We start from the raw sequence: 13,609 nt of genomic DNA, 5'->3' as shown, positions 1-13,609 counted from the left end.
GGCGGCCCACGCGGTGCCGCCGTCAGCGAGGGAGCCTCCCGATGTCCCCCCACACCGAGGCCGGGCCCGCCGAACCGGCCGTCGCCCAGGCCAACGCGGCCGTCCTGCGCCGGTTCCCCTTCGACGACACCCGGGACCTGGCGGACGCCCGCCGCGGCTTCCTGGGCACCGCCCAGGACAGTGTCGTCAAGGACGCCGACGGGCGGGTGGTGTGGGACCTCGACGCCTACGGGTTCCTGGCCGGGGAGTGCCCGGCGACCGCGAACCCGAGCCTGTGGCGGCAGAGCCGGCTGTGCTCGGACCACGGGCTGTTCGAGGTGACGGAGGGCATCTACCAGGTACGCGGCTTCGACCTGTCCAACATGACCGTCGTGGAGGGCGAGCGCGGGATCCTCGTCATCGACCCGCTGCTGTGCGCCGAGACCGCGGCCGCCGCGCTCGCCCTGTACCGCGCCCACCGTGGCGAGCGCCCGGTGACCGCCGTCCTCTACACGCACAGCCACGTCGACCACTTCGGCGGGGTGCGCGGTGTCATCACCGACGCGGACGTGGCGGCCGGCGTCCCGGTCCTCGCCCCGCGGGGCTTCCTGGAGCACGCGGTCAGCGAGAACGTGTACGCCGGTACGGCGATGGGCCGCCGTGCCGCCTACATGTACGGCGCCGCCCTGCCCAAGGGAGAGCGCGGGCAGATCGGCACGGGGCTGGGGCAGACCACCTCGACCGGCACGGTCACCCTGATCCCGCCGACCGTGTCCGTCACGCGCACCGGGCAGACGGAGACCGTCGACGGCATCCGCATGGTCTTCCAGCTCACTCCCGGCACCGAGGCCCCGGCCGAGCTGAACATCCACTTCCCCGACCGCGCGGCCCTGTGCATGGCGGAGAACGCCACCCACAACCTGCACAACCTGCTGACCCTGCGCGGCGCCCAGGTCCGCGACCCGCGGGCGTGGGCCCGCTACCTCACCGAGGCCGTCGACCTGTTCGCCGGCGCCTCCGACGTCGCCTTCGCCTCCCACCACTGGCCGACGTGGGGCCGCGACCGCGTGGTGGAGTTCCTCTCGACCCAGCGGGACCTGTACGCCTACCTCCACGACCAGACCCTGCGCATGCTCAACCAGGGCCTGACCGGCCCGGAGATCGCCGAGCGGATGGAGCTGCCCCCGGCCCTGGAGCGGGCCTGGCACACCCACGGCTACTACGGCTCGGTCAGCCACAACACCAAGGCGGTCTACCAGCGCTACCTGGGCTGGTTCGACGGCAACCCGGCCCACCTGTGGGAGCACCCGCCGGCCGAGGCCGCGAAGCGGTACGTCGACTTCATGGGGGGCGCCGACCAGGTCCTGCGCCGGGCCCGGCAGTCGTACGCCGACGGCGACTACCGCTGGACGGCGCAGGTCGTCGGCCACGTCCTGTTCGCCGAACCGGACCACTCCGAAGCCCGCGAGCTCCAGGCCGACGCCCTCGAACAGCTCGGCTACGGCAGCGAGAACGGCGCCTGGCGCAACTTCTACCTGATGGGCGCCTACGAACTGCGCAACGGTTCCGCCGGCACGCCCACCGTCACCGCGTCCCCGGACGTGATCGCGGCCCTCACCCTGGACCAGCTCTTCGACGCCCTGGCCATCCGGGTGGACGGGCCGGGCAGCTGGGACGTGGACATCGCCGTGCGCCTGCACATCACCGACGGCGACACCGTGACCGTGCGGCTGCGCAACGGCGTCCTCACCCACGTCACCGGCACCGGACCGGCCGCCGCCGACCCGGACGTCGAGATCACCCTCACCGAGACCGACCTGCGCGCCCTCCTGCTCGGCACCCTCAGACCGGCCGACCTGGCGGCCCGCGACACCGTCGAGATCACCGGCGACCCCCGCCGGCTGACCGAACTCGTCGGCCGGCTCGGCATGCCCGACCCGGACTTCGCCATCGTCACCCCGTGAGCCGAGCCGCCGGCGGAGCGGCCGTACGACACCTCAGCCTAACCACAAAAGTCACCTTGACAGGTTAGATCCAGCGTGCTCGACTGGCCATGTAACCACTCAGGCTCGACAGAAGGGTTAGGGAGATGACACCCGCGGCACCCGCAGTCCACCACCGCACCGCCACCGTCGACGGCCTGGAGGTCTTCTACCGGGAGGCCGGCGACCCGCAGGCCCCCGTGGTCGTCCTCCTGCACGGCTTCCCGACCAGCTCGCACATGTTCCGCAACCTGATCCCGGCACTCGCCGACCGCTACCGCGTGATCGCCCCCGACCACATCGGGTTCGGCCAGTCCGCCATGCCGGGCCCCGGGGACTTCCCGTACACCTTCGACGCCCTCACCGACGTCACGGCCGGCCTGCTCCGGCAGCTGGGCGCCGACCGGTTCGCGATGTACGTGCAGGACTACGGCGCCCCCATCGGCTGGCGGCTCGCCCTCCGGGCCCCGGACCGTGTCACCGCGATCATCACCCAGAACGGCAACGCCTACGAGGAGGGCTTCGTCAAACCCTTCTGGGACGGCGTCTTCGCCTACACCGGCAACCCGGGACCCGAGACGGAGTCCGCGATGCGGGGCGCGCTGACCCTGGAGAGCACCCGCTGGCAGTACGTCAACGGGGTCGCCGACCCCAGCCTGGTCAGCCCCGACAACTGGGTCCACGACCAGGCTCTCCTCGACCGGCCCGGCAACGACGAGATCCAGCTCGGGCTCTTCCGCGACTACCCGACCAACGTGGACCTCTATCCGCGGGTCCACCAGTACTTCCGCGACTCACAGGTCCCGCTGCTGGCGGTCTGGGGCGCGAACGACGAGATCTTCGGCCCCGCGGGCGCGGAGGCCTTCCGCCAGGACCTGCCCGACGCCGAGATCCACCTCGTCGACAGCGGCCACTTCGCCCTGGAGAGCCACCTCGGCGTCATCACCGAGCACATCCGCGACTTCCTCGCCCGCGTCCTCGCCTGACGCGCGGGGCACCGAGGCGGCCGCGTACCGCCACGGCGCCGACCGCGGCCCGGACGTCGCCGGGGCCGGAGCCCGCTGACCCGTACAGGCACACCGAAGGAGGGATTCCCGTGACAACAGCCTTGCGGAACAGGACGGTTCTCGTGGTGGGCCGCGGGAGCGGGATCGCCCGCGCGGTCGGTGACGCCGCCCTGCGGGAGGGCGCCCGCGTCATCGCGGCCGGGCGCAACCGGGCGGCCCTGCAGGAGAGTTACCGGCGGACCGCCGCCACCGTCGCCACGCTCGACGTGACCGACGAGGCGTCGGTCAGGGCCCTGGCGGCAGAAGCCGGCGGCGTCGACCACGTGGTCTGCGCCGCCTCCGCCCGAGCCCGCGGCACCGTCGCGGAACTGGAGGCCGACGCGATCCTGAAGTCGTTCCACACCAAGGTCGTCGGCCCGGTCATGCTCGCCAAGCACCTCGCGCCCGCCATGCCCGGGGACGGCTCCTTCGTCCTGCTCTCCGGGGTGGCCGCGCTCGAACCCGACCCCGGATTCCTCGCGGTCGCCGCGACCAACGGCGCGGTCAACACCGTGGTCCGGTCCCTGGCCGTGGAGTTGGCGCCGATCAGGGTCAACGCCGTCTCGCCCGGCACGATCGACACCGGCGCGTGGGACGCCCTCGGAGACCACGGGAAGGCCGAGTTCTTCGGCCGGCTGTCGGCGACCAACCCCACGCGCCGCATCGGCACCCCCGAGGACGTGGCGCACGCGGTCCTCTTCGCGCTGACGAACACGTTCCTGACCGGCGTCACCCTGCCCGTCGACGGCGGACAGCCGCTCGTCTGACCCCCGGTTCCGGTACCGAGCAGTCCCGGGCCTCCGTCCAGCACGAACGTCGCCCGGCCCAGGGCCATCGTGGACGGCCCGGGGCGCCCGCGCCCGCCTCGCGCCCGCCCCGCGCACGAAGCAGCAGCGGTCTCAGCCGATGGCGTACGCCCGGTACACCGTCTCCACCGAGCGGTCCCCGGCGGAGTCCGTCACCTCCGAGCGCAGGGCGACGGCGCCGGAGGCCGGGTTGTGGACGGACGCCTGCCAGGTCGATCCGGAGTGCTTGACGGTCGCCGCCTTCCAGGTCTTGCCGCCGTCGGCGGACGACCAGACCCGGACGGACTTGGCGGTCACCTTGGTGAGCTTGGTGTCGGGGCCCTGGGAGGCGCGCCCGGCGCTCACGTCGACCGTCGTGGTGCTGTTGGGCGCGGCCTGGTTGTGGCTGTTCAGCCCGGCGGGCAGGAAGCGGGTCAGGAAGACGGGCGCGACGATCGCCTTGGCCGGGTCGGCCACCTTGAAGTGCCAGTCGAGGGTCGCCCGCGGCGACAGCATGCCGGCCGGGAAGGTGATGCCCGGACGGTAACGGTGGGCGTCGACGGTCAGGCGGTACCAGCCGGCCGAGCGGACAGGGGCGTCGAACTCGGCGGGCCCGGTGCGCCAGTCGGTCAGTGTCTGCTTCTTGACGGTGGTGCTGCCCTTGGACAGGACCACCGTCTCCTTCGTCACGTCCCCCCAGCCGCCGCCGATGTCGAGGTCGCCGATCATGGCGTCCGGAGAGAAGGTGACGGACTTCCGCCCGAGCAACGGCAGATTCTGCATGGGGCCCCATGCGGCCCGGCCGAAGGACTGGGTGAGACTCTGCCCCGCCTTCAGCGTCCTGAGCTTCGGAAAGCCCCCGCTGACGTCGTCGCCGTTGCTGCCGAAGATGTCGTCGCGCGGCTGCCAGGTTCCGGGAGTCAGGTGGACGGTGGCGCTGTACGGGGCGTTGTCGTCGCGCACCTGGGCCATCAGGTCGGTCGTGCAGTCGTCGGTCTTCGGCATCGCCTGGAGCGCGGTGTCGACCTGCGTGCCCATCTGCGTTCCGGCGCGCACCGAGAAGCGCATCGTCGCAAGCCCCGACCGCTTGAACGACCCGCCGGGCGCCGCCGGGATGCCCGTGGTCTTCTTCACGGCGACATAGCTGTCGTTGCCGGACCACTGCGCGAGGTACCCGAACTGCAGCAGCTTGGAGGAGTTCGGGATGGCGTAGAGGGCGCCCTCGTCGTTCCAGCCGCCCGCGCTGTAGGCAGAGGGCATGCCCATGCCGGCGGCGCACACCTGCGCGCTGATCCGCGGCGGGCCGGTCACGTCGGCGGGCGTGTCCAGCGAGACCTTGACGGCCTTGCCCTTGCGCGCGTCGAGCGTCACCGACTTGCTGCCCGACACCTGTACGACCTGCGCCCCGATGGTGTCCGTACCCAGACCCTGTGCGTCCTGCTCCCAGATGTCGGTCATCGCGATGTAGCGCCCCGACGGCAGGCTGATCCGCTTGCCGGACTTGGCACTGTACGTCTGGCCGGACGGCACGGCGACGACGGTGACCGTCGTGGAGACCTTGCCGCCGTGCCGCCCCAGCGTGGTGACGGTCAGCGAGCCCGACGCCGCCTGCGCGGAGGCGGCGGAAGCGACCAGCGGTACCAGCACGGCCACACCGGCGAAAGCGAGCGACCTGCGTCGCGTCATCGACAACTCCCCCTTGAAACCCCGAAGTCGGCCAATCATAGGCACGTCACAGACACGCCGGGCCAAGCGAGGAGCTACTCCGGATCAAGGTGTGACAAAAAAGATCACGTGGGGCTGCATGACGGCGCCGACGAGCGCCGGACTCGCGCCGGGACAGCGGCACGCCGACCACCGGGCCGCGGCGGTGTCAGAGACTGCCGACGATCTTCCGCGGAGTGATCCGGACCACCACCCGCTCGGCGTCGTCGGCCGAGGCGGGGTTGAACTCCCGGTACTTCTTGCCGGTGTACTTCACCGACAGCTCGTCGATCAGCTCCTGGCCTCCCTCGGTGCTGAGTTCGGCCGTGCCGCGGATCTCGGCGTATTCGTACGGGCTGTCGAAAGGCTGGAGCACGACCGAGACGCGCGGGTCGCGCCGGAGGTTCGTCTCCTTGCGGCGGCCCACGGTCGTGGAGATGAGCAGGTCGCCGCCGTCCCGCTTCACCCAGACCGGGGACAGCTGAGGACTGCCGTCGGGCTGGACCGTCCCCACCGTCACGAAGACCGGACTGTCGAGGGACTGCTTGAGACGGTCGGAGAGCTCTGCGGTCACGAACGTTCCTTTCCACGGGCCGAACCCACACCTTGTCGATGAACATACCTACCAGAAACACCCTAAACGCCCCCACGCGACGCTGCCGCACGGCCCCGGCCGCGGCCAGCAGCCCGAAGCGGTCCGAGCGCCGTGGCATCCGGGTCCACCACTGGGTGCCGCCCGGCGTGCCGGACCGGCTCGCCGGCTTCCTGACCTCGTCGCGGCCCACTGGTGCCGACGTGTGAACGCCTCCCTCGCCGCCGCGCACAACTCGGGTGACGGCCGGCCCCGGTCGGCGCTAGCGTTCGGCGGTGATCAGCGATGAGGGAGAACGCCTGGGTGCGGACGCCGCACGCCGCCTGGCCCGGACGGGCCGCTACGCATTCGAACCGGGACTGACGGACGCCGAGTTCACGCGCATCGAGCGCGAGTACGGCTTCGAGTTCGCGGACGATCACCGGGCCTTCCTGGCGGCCGGGCTCCCGGTCAACGTCCCTCCCAGGGACGGGCAGGCCTGGTCCAGGCCCTGGCCCGAGTGGCGCGGCGGCGATCTGGACAGCTTGCGCAGTCAGCTCGACTGGCCGGTCGAGGGTGTTCTGCTGGATGTCGAGCACAACGGGTTCTGGTACGAGGGCTGGGGTGAGCGTCCGCCCGACGGGGCGGCGGCTCTGGATGCGGCGCGGCAGCACCTGTCGGGTGTGCCGGTGCTGGTGCCCGTGTACGCCCACCGGTACCTGCCCGCCGGCCGGGGAAGCTTCGGGCACCCGGTGCTCTCGATGTGGCAGACCGACATCATCTATTACGGCCTGGACCTGGCCGACTACATGCACCAGGAGTTCGACGAGGCGCGGGGCGAAGTCGACGAGACCTGGAACCCACGGGCGACGGCCCGCTTCTGGCGGGACCTCCTCTGACTCCTCTGACTCCTCGGAGCGCCAAGGCATGCGCCGGCGCCCCCGGCTCGGGAAGCGACGGCGTACGAGGGGCGCGGCCGGGCCGCGCCGGTTGCCGCCGGGCGTCCTCACGGCGGCAACCGGGCAGGGCGAGCCGTGCCGGTCTCGTGCGGTCCGCGGCTTCTTGCCGAACCGGCCGACCGCACGGGAGCGGGTTCACGTGTCCGGCCCGCTCACGGACCGGGTGCCAGGTCCTCGGCCTTTCAACCGACGAACGGCGCAAGAATGACCGTGACCCCGGAGAACGTCACCAGCCGAGCGCGTCCTCGTCGGCCCGCGCGCCCCGGGGCGGCGCCACCGGGGGCGCGTCGTGGCAGGTGAAGCCGAGCCGGGTCAGGGCGCGGCGCATCTCGAAGGACGTGAAGTCCCGGCGGTTCTGCCTGGTGATCACTTCCCCGACCTGCATCACGGGGTAGACCCGGCTCCCGATGGTCACGGACACACCGGTGACGGGTTCGGGCGTGATGCCGTCCATCGACTGCTCGACCTCGCTCTTGGTGAGGTCGAAGGGGAAACGGGCGATGACACAGCGCATGGATTCCTCCGCGGAGATGGGTGAGAACGCCGGAGAACGACTCCGGGACGGTCAGGGGGTGAGCGCGAGCACACCCAGGGCGTAGCCGTGGTCGTCGACCACGGGAGAAACGTGCAGTATCCGTATCCGCATGGCGGCTTCCGCGTCGCCGAGCACGGCCGTCGACGCGGTGAACGGACCGCGGTCGAGCGGGATGTCCCGCAGCCGGGTCCGGTCGCTGAACCACGAGCCGCCGCGGTGCGCGGTGAGCTGGGCCCGGGTGACCAGTCCCGCGCACCGCCCGTCCTCGTCCTGCAGGAGCAGGTGCGGGACGCGAGCCCCGATCAGCACGGAGAGGGCCACGTCGACCGCCATGTGGTCGTCGACCTGCGGCCCGGGGGCGTACAGCATGGCGTCGCGGGCGGTCAGACCGGTGCCGTCGTCGGCCTCGCCGGACCGGGGGGTCCGGGGCGGCGCCGGTGGAACCGGTGGAACCGGTGGAACCGGTGGAACCGGTGCCATCGGCGTACTCGGTGTACTCGGTGTCAAGGGCTTGTCCTCTTCGTCGGGGCGGGCGGGAGGGCGGCGTCTCGGCCCGAGTGCTGAGAGCGGGCGGGTTCCCCGTGGCCGGGCTATGCGGTCGGCCCGGGGGCGGAGCGCCGCGCGCGGGCCGCGGCACGGCCGTTCCCGCCCCGTCCGGCGGCCGGGCCCCGGCGGTCGCGGCCGGCGGCTCCCCTGGCCTCGCGTGGCCCGGCGGCCGGCGCGGGGACGGCGACCGGCACGCCGGACGGGGTCCGGGCGCCGGTGATGGCCTGCAGTTCGGCCGCGCCGGGGCGGACCCGGGCCGTACGCGGGGTGATGCCGGCGTCGGCCATCAGACGGTCCACCGCGCGGCGCTGGTGCGGCAGGACGAGGGTGACGACGGTGCCGGACTCGCCGGCGCGGGCGGTGCGGCCGCCGCGGTGCAGGTAGTCCTTGTGGTCGCCGGGAGGGTCGACGTTCACGACCAGGTCGAGGTGGTCGACGTGGATTCCGCGGGCCGCGACGTTGGTGGCCACCAAGGCCGTGACGTGGCCGTCCTTGAACCGGGCCAGCGTCCGGTTGCGCTGCGGCTGGGACTTGCCGCCGTGCAGGGCCGAGGCGCGCACGCCGACGGACAGCAGGTGCTCGGTCAGCCGGTCGACCGCGTGCTTGGTGTCCAGGAACATGATCACTCGGCCGTCGCGGGCGGCGATCTCGGTCACCGTGGTGTCCTTGTCGACGCCGCGCACGTGCAGCAGATGGTGCTCCATGGTGGAGACGCTGCCCGCCGGCGGGTCGACCGAGTGCACCACGGGGTCGTGGAGGTAGCGGCGCACCAGGAGGTCGATGTCACCGTCCAGGGTGGCCGAGAACAGCAACCGCTGCCCGCCCGAAGGGACTTGGTCGAGGAGCGTGGTCACCTGCGGCATGAAGCCCATGTCGGCCATCTGGTCGGCCTCGTCGAGGACGGTGACGGCGACCCGGTCCAGCCGGCAGTCCCCCCGTTCGATGAGGTCCTTGAGGCGACCGGGCGTCGCGACGACCACCTCGGCCGCGCCGCGCAGCGCACTCGCCTGACGGCCGATCGACATGCCGCCCACCACGGTGGCGAGCCGCAGTCCCAGCGCGCGGGCGTAGGGCCCGAGCGCGGCGGTGACCTGCTGGGCCAGTTCCCGGGTGGGGACGAGGACGAGGGCGAGCGGCTGCCGGGGCTGGGCGCGCCGCCCGTCGAGGCGGGCCAGCACCGGCAGGCCGAAGGCGAGCGTCTTGCCCGAACCCGTACGGCCCCGGCCCAGCACGTCCCGGCCCGCAAGCGCGTTCGGAAGGGTGGCCGCCTGGATCGGGAAGGGCACGGTCACGCCCTCGGCGCGGAGCGCGGCCAGCAGCCGTACGGGCATGTCCAGTTCGGCGAACGCCTCGACGGCGGGCAGCGGCTCGGTCAGGGTGACGGGCGGAGCGAACTCCTGTCGCCGTGCGGTGGGGCCGGCTCCCTGACGGCTCTTGCGCCCGGCGCCCGGACGAGGACCCTGGTGGCCCGTCTCCTGCTTGCGGAAGCGGCTTCCGCGCGTGGAGTCCGTCGAGTGCGGGGCACTCCCGTTCACGCGGGAGCGACCGGAGGTGCCGGTGGTGTGACGGGTGCGGTTCAAGGTGGAACCTTCCTCGACACGGCGTATCGAGGAATTCCGTCCGACGGCGGGCGGCCGTACGAGGAATCACAAGAATGAGCCGAAGAAAAACGGAACGCCGGGCCTCTCGGTACCGAAGCCGGGGCTGTCATCAATCCGGAGACCCACAGATCCCGGATACCCGAAGGTCCCGGCGCTCCGGAGAATTCGGAAACCCCGGAAAACGAATATCCGGGTGCCGGGGTGCACGGCCAACGCAATGGCTGGGGCCCGCACCCCAAGAGCGCGGGCCCCAGCCACCTGAAGCGCGAGCCACCGGCTCGCGACGCTGAGCGTCAGTCAGTCTCAGGCAGGGACGATGTTCTCGGCCTGCGGGCCCTTCTGGCCCTGCGTGACGTCGAAGCTGACCTTCTGGCCTTCCTGAAGCTCGCGGAAGCCGCCGTTGCTGATGATGTTCGAGTAGTGGGCGAACACGTCAGCGCCGCCACCGTCCTGCTCGATGAAGCCGAAGCCCTTTTCCGCGTTGAACCACTTCACGGTGCCAGATGCCATATTGAATCTCCCTCGGGGGGCAGTATTCGGACCCGCACTTTACGGAGCCGAGTCGCCGCGATGATCACCCCTCCGGAAAGATCCGGAAAGCTATGCAAAGAAAAAACCTCTGGTAACCAAAACTGCAACGCCTATCACGCTAACACAGCCCGGGAGGAACCGGCCATACACTTTCGCGTCCGCCCGGCGATTCTCATCCCGCCGGAGCCAGGATTTCTGCACCGGCGGAACTAGATATTCGCGTCGCCCTCGTCCAGCCTCCGGCGTATTTCGCGGTTCAGGCGGAGGGCGTCGTCCAGCTGGTCCTCGAGGGAGATGATGCGGCACGCGGCCTCGATGGGGGTGCCCTGGCCGACCAGCTCGCGGGCGCGGGCGGCGACGAGCAACTGGCGGCGGGAGTAGCGGCGGTGACCGCCTTCCGAGCGCAGGGGGGTGATCAGCCCGGCCTCACCGACGGCCCTCAGGAACGCGGGCGTGATGCCGAGCGCGTCGGCGGCCCGACCCATGGTGTAGGCGGGGTAGTCGTCATCGTCGAGGTTGCCGACGACGGGGTCGTTCTCGGCGGGCATGACACCTTCGTTCCGGGAGCGCTGCGGAGGACCCAGGTGTGCGTGGCACCCGTGCTCCGAAGGAATCAGCACCATCTGCGTCGTGCCACAACCCTATCTCCGGCGGGCACGGACATGTGGCCCCGCCGTGACAGATTTCCTTCCGGGCCCACTCGATGTCCGTCCGCCGGTCTCCCGCGCGAAACCCGTTCACCCCTCCCGGGCGTCCTGTGCGCCCGTGCGGGGGGGGAAGGCGGTCGGGCCTGCCGGTGCGGCGGAGGACCAGGCCGACCGTGTGGTTGCCGTGGACGACACGGATCCGGCCGGCCGCCCCGGTGTCGTCGACCGCGGCCGGCCGCCGGGCGGCCGTGCCGACGGATTCCGCGGGCGGGACCGCCGGGAGCACCCGGCGTCCCACGGTGGTGCAGTCCAGGGTGATGACGGCGTTGCTCCCGTTGACCGCCGGCACTCCGCAGCACACGTGGGCCGTCCGGCAGGCACCCGGTGGCCGCTCTGCGCGAAACACTTTCGGAAACGTGCCCGTGACACACCGCTGCCGCGTCCCAATACTGTCCTCACCTTCCTCGCCCTTCACCCGGCAATTCCTGCCGGCGGAACGGCCCGGCCCATGCCCCAAAGGAACCGCGTTGATCCCTTCATTGATACGCAAGGCGCTCGCGGCGGCAGCGGCCGCGGGCATCGGTACGGCATTCACCATCGCCTCCGCAGGGACCGCGTCGGCATATCAGCCGAGTCCCGCGAACCTTTACACGGCGACGAATCCGGCCGCGTGCAACAAGACTCCCTGCGTGCTCTACCCGAAGTCGGCCCAGTTGCCGAGCGGCCGGATCGTGGCGACGTTCGAGGACAGCGAGACCGCTCCGGTCGGGCAGACCCTGCCCGTCTACAAGAGCGACGACGACGGCACGACCTGGGCGAAACTGGCCGACGTCAAGGCCCCCGCCTACCTGTCCACCGACTCCGCCTACGCGAGGTACACGAGCAACTGGACGAACCCGTACCTCTACGTCCTCCCGCAGAGCGTGGGCAACCTGAGCGCCGGCACGCTGCTGCTCGCGAGCATCGTCTCGGGGGACGACTCCTACTACGAGGAGCAGAAGGCCGCGAACTCCGGCTGGACGCCGACCAGCGACGGCGACCGCAAGGACGTGGCGCTGGCCCTGTACTCCAGCACGGATGACGGGGCGACCTGGAGCTTCCAGAACATCATCGCCGCCGGCGGCTGGCAGGGCGGCAGCGCGGGCAGCGTCGGACGCACCTCGACCGCCAACACGTACCACCAGGTGGACCCGGTGTGGGAGCCGCATCTGCTCGCCCACGACGGCCGGCTGATCGCCTACTACTCCGACGAGAACGACTACACCGGCTACGACACCGGCACCGGCGCCCCGACCCTCGACCCCGGCAACGCCACGGCGGCGGACTCCGGCGGCCAGGTCCTGATGCACCGGACCTGGGACGGCACCGGCGCCTCCTGGAGCGGCCCGGTCGTCGACGTCCCCGGCTCGACGGTGGACATGGGCGGCGGCAAGACGGAGATCGGCGGCGGACGCCCGGGGATGACGACCGTCGCGCCGACCACCGACGGCAAGTGGATCATGACGTACGAGTACTGGGGCGGCGGCACGAACGTCCGGTACCGGATCGCCGACGACCCGACCAGGTTCTTCGCGGGCACGGACGCCGCGATCACCTCGCTGCCCGTGCCGTCGGGCGGCACCACCCTCGCCACCGGCGGCAGTCCGGTGCTCCTCCCGATGCCCGACGGACGGATCGTCTACAACGCGGCCGGCAGCGGCAGCGTGTGGGTGAACGAGTCGGGCACGAGCACCGGCACCTGGAAGCAGTACCGGACACCGATCGCCGCCGGGTACAGCCGCACCCTCCAGTACGTCGAGGGGACCGGACGTGTGCTGGTCCTCCAGGCGTCCTGGAGCGGCACCAGCGTCGGACCGGTGAAGTACGCCGAGGTCGACCTCGGCCGGTCCGACGGCGCCTACTACACCCTCGTCAACCGGCTGACCGGCCAGGCCCTCGCCCCCGCTTCCGGCAAGACGCAGGACGCCGACCTCACCGGCAACGTCGCCGACCTGGTCACGAGCGCCGTGAGCTCCTCGGACGCCACCCAGCGCTGGCACACCCAGGCCAAGGGCTCCGACATCACCCTGCTCGACAAGGCCGGCGGCCGCGCGGTCGCCGTCTGGACCGGCAGCGCGACGGCCGGACAGAAGCTGGCCCAGTGGGTGGACGACGACGCCACCGACAAGCGCTGGACCCTGGTCGCCGCCTCCACCGGCGGGTACTACAAGCTCCGCTCGGTCCGGAACACCGGCCTCTACATGTCGGGCGCGACCGCGGGCGGCTCCGTCACCCTGGCCGCCTCCGCCGACGACGGCTCGCAGGACTGGCAGCTGGTCCAGGACCCGCTCCCCACGGACTCGGCGTTCACGCTGAAGGGCAGCAACTCGGGCCGCTGCCTCGACGTCCCGAACGGCCAGACCGGCGTCCAGGTGCAGATCTACGACTGCTCGGGCAACGCCAACCAGACCATCACCCGGACCGCCGCGGGCGAGCTGCGCATCGCCGGCAAGTGCCTGGCCGCGAACGGCGACGGCACCACCGCGGGCACCAAGCTGATCCTGTGGGCCTGCAACGGCGGGACCAGCCAGCAGTGGGCGTTCCGCGTGGACGGCACGATCGTCAACCGCTCCAACGGTCTGGTCATCGACGTGACCGACTGGGGCACCGCCAACGGTTCGAAGGTCGAGCTGTGGACCGGCCTCGGCAACGCCACCCAGCAGTGGAGCACGGTCCAGTAGGAG

12 protein-coding genes are annotated in these 13,609 nt (G+C 71.5%); 5 read left to right on the top strand and 7 right to left on the bottom strand.

Features of this window, described 5'->3' with window-relative positions; translation table 11 throughout:
• Positions 1–41 precede the first annotated feature (41 nt).
• The 3 genes from ACIQVL_RS18105 (at position 42) to ACIQVL_RS18095 (ending at position 3,774) form a co-directional block, all read left to right on the top strand.
• Positions 42–1,943, top strand: a complete 1,902-nt coding sequence (locus tag ACIQVL_RS18105; protein WP_403475777.1) for an alkyl/aryl-sulfatase — start codon at positions 42–44, stop codon at positions 1,941–1,943.
• Between the two features lie 125 nt (positions 1,944–2,068).
• Positions 2,069–2,947 carry an alpha/beta fold hydrolase gene (locus tag ACIQVL_RS18100; protein ID WP_403429035.1) on the top strand — a complete coding sequence of 293 codons (879 nt, stop codon included), beginning with the start codon at positions 2,069–2,071 and terminating at the stop codon, positions 2,945–2,947.
• Positions 2,948–3,057: 110 nt separating this feature from the next.
• Positions 3,058–3,774, top strand: a complete 717-nt coding sequence (locus ACIQVL_RS18095; protein ID WP_403475776.1) for an SDR family oxidoreductase — start codon at positions 3,058–3,060, stop codon at positions 3,772–3,774.
• 132 nt (positions 3,775–3,906) lie between these two features.
• Here ACIQVL_RS18095 and ACIQVL_RS18090 read toward each other — a convergent pair whose 3' ends face one another.
• Entirely contained in the window at positions 3,907–5,478 is a 1,572-nt protein-coding gene (locus tag ACIQVL_RS18090; protein ID WP_403429031.1) for a hypothetical protein, read from the bottom strand.
• A gap of 187 nt (positions 5,479–5,665) precedes the next feature.
• Entirely contained in the window at positions 5,666–6,070 is a 405-nt protein-coding gene (locus ACIQVL_RS18085; RefSeq protein ID WP_403475775.1) for a PPOX class F420-dependent oxidoreductase, read from the bottom strand.
• A 293-nt stretch (positions 6,071–6,363) separates the two neighbouring features.
• On the opposite strand from ACIQVL_RS18085, the gene ACIQVL_RS18080 reads away from it, so the two are divergent.
• The gene (locus tag ACIQVL_RS18080) at positions 6,364–6,966 is read left to right on the top strand and encodes a hypothetical protein (protein WP_403475774.1); all 603 of its coding nucleotides are present in this window, start codon (positions 6,364–6,366) and stop codon (positions 6,964–6,966) included.
• Between the two features lie 286 nt (positions 6,967–7,252).
• Here ACIQVL_RS18080 and ACIQVL_RS18075 read toward each other — a convergent pair whose 3' ends face one another.
• The 5 genes from ACIQVL_RS18075 to ACIQVL_RS18055 form a co-directional block, all read right to left on the bottom strand.
• Complete coding sequence (locus ACIQVL_RS18075) at positions 7,253–7,540, bottom strand: SCO5918 family protein (protein ID WP_403429026.1); 288 nt, start codon at positions 7,538–7,540, stop codon at positions 7,253–7,255.
• Positions 7,541–7,591: 51 nt separating this feature from the next.
• Positions 7,592–8,041, bottom strand: coding sequence for a hypothetical protein (locus ACIQVL_RS18070; protein ID WP_403475773.1), 450 nt, complete (start codon positions 8,039–8,041; stop codon positions 7,592–7,594).
• Positions 8,042–8,151: 110 nt separating this feature from the next.
• The gene (locus ACIQVL_RS18065; RefSeq protein ID WP_403475772.1) at positions 8,152–9,687 is read right to left on the bottom strand and encodes a DEAD/DEAH box helicase; all 1,536 of its coding nucleotides are present in this window, start codon (positions 9,685–9,687) and stop codon (positions 8,152–8,154) included.
• Positions 9,688–10,011: 324 nt separating this feature from the next.
• Positions 10,012–10,218 (bottom strand): cold-shock protein, encoded by a 207-nt coding sequence (locus ACIQVL_RS18060; protein WP_067116135.1) that lies wholly within the window; start codon positions 10,216–10,218, stop codon positions 10,012–10,014.
• Between the two features lie 230 nt (positions 10,219–10,448).
• A complete protein-coding gene (locus ACIQVL_RS18055) occupies positions 10,449–10,787 on the bottom strand; it encodes a MerR family transcriptional regulator (protein ID WP_403429021.1) in 339 nt (112 codons plus the stop codon).
• Between the two features lie 626 nt (positions 10,788–11,413).
• Between ACIQVL_RS18055 and ACIQVL_RS18050 the strand changes: the two genes are divergently transcribed.
• Entirely contained in the window at positions 11,414–13,606 is a 2,193-nt protein-coding gene (locus tag ACIQVL_RS18050; RefSeq protein WP_403475771.1) for an RICIN domain-containing protein, read from the top strand.
• The last annotated feature ends 3 nt before the right edge of the window (positions 13,607–13,609 follow it).

It is taken from the genome of Streptomyces sp. NPDC090499 (assembly GCF_044769305.1).
Taxonomy (GTDB): domain Bacteria; phylum Actinomycetota; class Actinomycetes; order Streptomycetales; family Streptomycetaceae; genus Streptomyces.
The sequence above is the reverse complement of the archived record's forward strand: the minus strand, read 5'-3'. Positions and strand labels throughout refer to the sequence as shown.

What these genes read in the sequence shown, in the direction of transcription:
- ACIQVL_RS18055 (WP_403429021.1), bottom strand. Translation starts at nt 10,787, where the DNA reads ATGCCCGCCGAGAACGACCCCGTCGTCGGCAACCTCGACGATGACGAC.
- ACIQVL_RS18060 (WP_067116135.1), bottom strand. Translation starts at nt 10,218, where the DNA reads ATGGCATCTGGCACCGTGAAGTGGTTCAACGCGGAAAAGGGCTTCGGC.
- ACIQVL_RS18105 (WP_403475777.1), top strand. Translation starts at nt 42, where the DNA reads ATGTCCCCCCACACCGAGGCCGGGCCCGCCGAACCGGCCGTCGCCCAG.
- ACIQVL_RS18075 (WP_403429026.1), bottom strand. Translation starts at nt 7,540, where the DNA reads ATGCGCTGTGTCATCGCCCGTTTCCCCTTCGACCTCACCAAGAGCGAG.
- ACIQVL_RS18100 (WP_403429035.1), top strand. Translation starts at nt 2,069, where the DNA reads ATGACACCCGCGGCACCCGCAGTCCACCACCGCACCGCCACCGTCGAC.
- ACIQVL_RS18090 (WP_403429031.1), bottom strand. Translation starts at nt 5,478, where the DNA reads ATGACGCGACGCAGGTCGCTCGCTTTCGCCGGTGTGGCCGTGCTGGTA.
- ACIQVL_RS18070 (WP_403475773.1), bottom strand. Translation starts at nt 8,041, where the DNA reads ATGGCACCGGTTCCACCGGTTCCACCGGTTCCACCGGTTCCACCGGCG.